The organism is Lysobacter enzymogenes, assembly GCF_017168095.1.
Classification (GTDB): domain Bacteria; phylum Pseudomonadota; class Gammaproteobacteria; order Xanthomonadales; family Xanthomonadaceae; genus Lysobacter; species Lysobacter enzymogenes_D.
Map to the genome: position 1 here is coordinate 1 of NZ_LXSD01000216.1, position 1,583 is coordinate 1,583.

The 1,583-nt window shown below is 73.9% G+C and carries 2 protein-coding genes; one reads left to right on the top strand and one right to left on the bottom strand.

Features of this window, described 5'->3' with window-relative positions; genetic code table 11:
* Positions 1-819 (bottom strand): ATP-binding cassette domain-containing protein (locus A7A76_RS05445; protein ID WP_206410240.1); only part of this gene is annotated, 819 nt, incomplete at its 3' end.
* A 253-nt stretch (positions 820-1,072) separates the two neighbouring features.
* Between A7A76_RS05445 and A7A76_RS05450 the strand changes: the two genes are divergently transcribed.
* Positions 1,073-1,486 (top strand): hypothetical protein, encoded by a 414-nt coding sequence (locus tag A7A76_RS05450; protein WP_206410241.1) that lies wholly within the window; start codon positions 1,073-1,075, stop codon positions 1,484-1,486.
* The last annotated feature ends 97 nt before the right edge of the window (positions 1,487-1,583 follow it).

A 1,583-nucleotide genomic window follows, 5' to 3' on the forward strand; every position in this document is an offset into this window, starting at 1 on the left:
CGCCGCGCGGCGGGCGTTGCCGGCGCGGCGCTCGGCGCGCTCGCGCGCCTGCTGGCGTTCGCGCTGCTCGCGCCGGTCGAGCTGGCGCAATTGCCGCAGCTCGTCTTCGGCGGCGTCGCGTTCGCGCTCGGCGGCATCGCGATAGAACGAATAGCCGCCGCCGTACAGGCGCAGCGCGTCGGGCGCGAGTTCGCCGATCTGGTCCATGCGTTCGAGCAGGGCGCGGTCGTGGCTGGCGACCAGCAGGCAGCCTTGCCAGCCGTCGATCAGCGCGTACAGCCGCTGGCGCGCGGCGCGGTCGAGATGATTGGACGGCTCGTCGAGCAGCAGCACGTCGGGCTGCTGCAGCAGGCAGCCGGCCAGGTTCAGCGCGGCGCGTTGGCCGCCGCTGAGGCGTTCGAGCCGGCCGTGCAGCGGCAGCGCGTCCAGGCCCAGGCGCGCCAGCAGCGCGCGGCTGCGTTCGGCCACGTCCCAGTCGTCGCCGACCGCGTCGAACAACTCGGGCTCGGCCGAGCCCGCGGCGATGGCTTGTAGCGCGCGCAGGCGCGCGGCGATGCCGAGCGCGTCGGCGACGCGCGCGTCGCCGGGCAGGGTGGCTTGCTGCGGCAGATAGGCCAGGCGGCCGCCGATCTCGATCTGGCCCGCGCCGGGCGCCAGATGCCCGGCCAGCAGCCGCAGCAGCGTGCTCTTGCCGGCGCCGTTGGCCGCGACCAGGCCGGTGCGCAGCGGCCCCAGCCGCAGCGACAGATCGGCGAAGACCGGACTGCCGTCCGGCCAGGAAAAATGCAGATGCGAAACGCGAACGTAACCGACGGCCATGACCGGCGCTCTCCACTCGGTGCCGCGGCGATGCGCGGCAGACGGGCCCGTGGCGCGCGCCGCGATGCGGCGGGCCTGCGGGGACTAGAGGGGAAGCGCTTCGATCACACTGCGGCGAGGTCTGCGTTGGCTGCGGCGCATGATAGCGCAGACACGCCACGGGGCTCGCCGTGGCCGCGTCCGGTCCAGCGCCGATTCATGCCGCCGCGCAGTATGCGGTTACCCTGGCGCGATTCCGTCCGGATGCCCGTGCATGGCCGCCTACGCGATCAAGACCGAAGTCGCCGACACCGCCGCGCGCGAGTTCGCCTTCGACGCGCTCAAGAGCATGTACGGCGGCAAGCGCATCGCCGCGGGCGACACGGTGTATCTGTTCGCCAGCGAGAACTCCGGCGGGCGCGGGTTGTTCGCGCGCGGCACGGTGGCCGCGGCCGCAGCGGTACCGCTGCGGCCGGATCTGGAGCGGCAGACGCCGCGGGTGAGCGTGCGCATCCGGCGCGAGGCGAACGCGCGCCGGCCGCTGGGCCGCGCCGAGCTCAAGCCGCATGCCGAGTGGGACGACGGCAAGGCCGAGACCGAGCTCAACTTCAAGTTCTATCGGCAGGCCACCGACAAGGTCGTCGGCTTGTCCGAGCGCGCGGCGGCGTTTCTCGATACGTTCTTTTGAGCCGGCGCGCCGTCGCCGCGGCGCGCCGCCGGATGGGCCGCGCGTCGAACGGGCCGCGCATCGGCCAAGTGCCGCATCGGCCCGGCGCGGCGCCGAA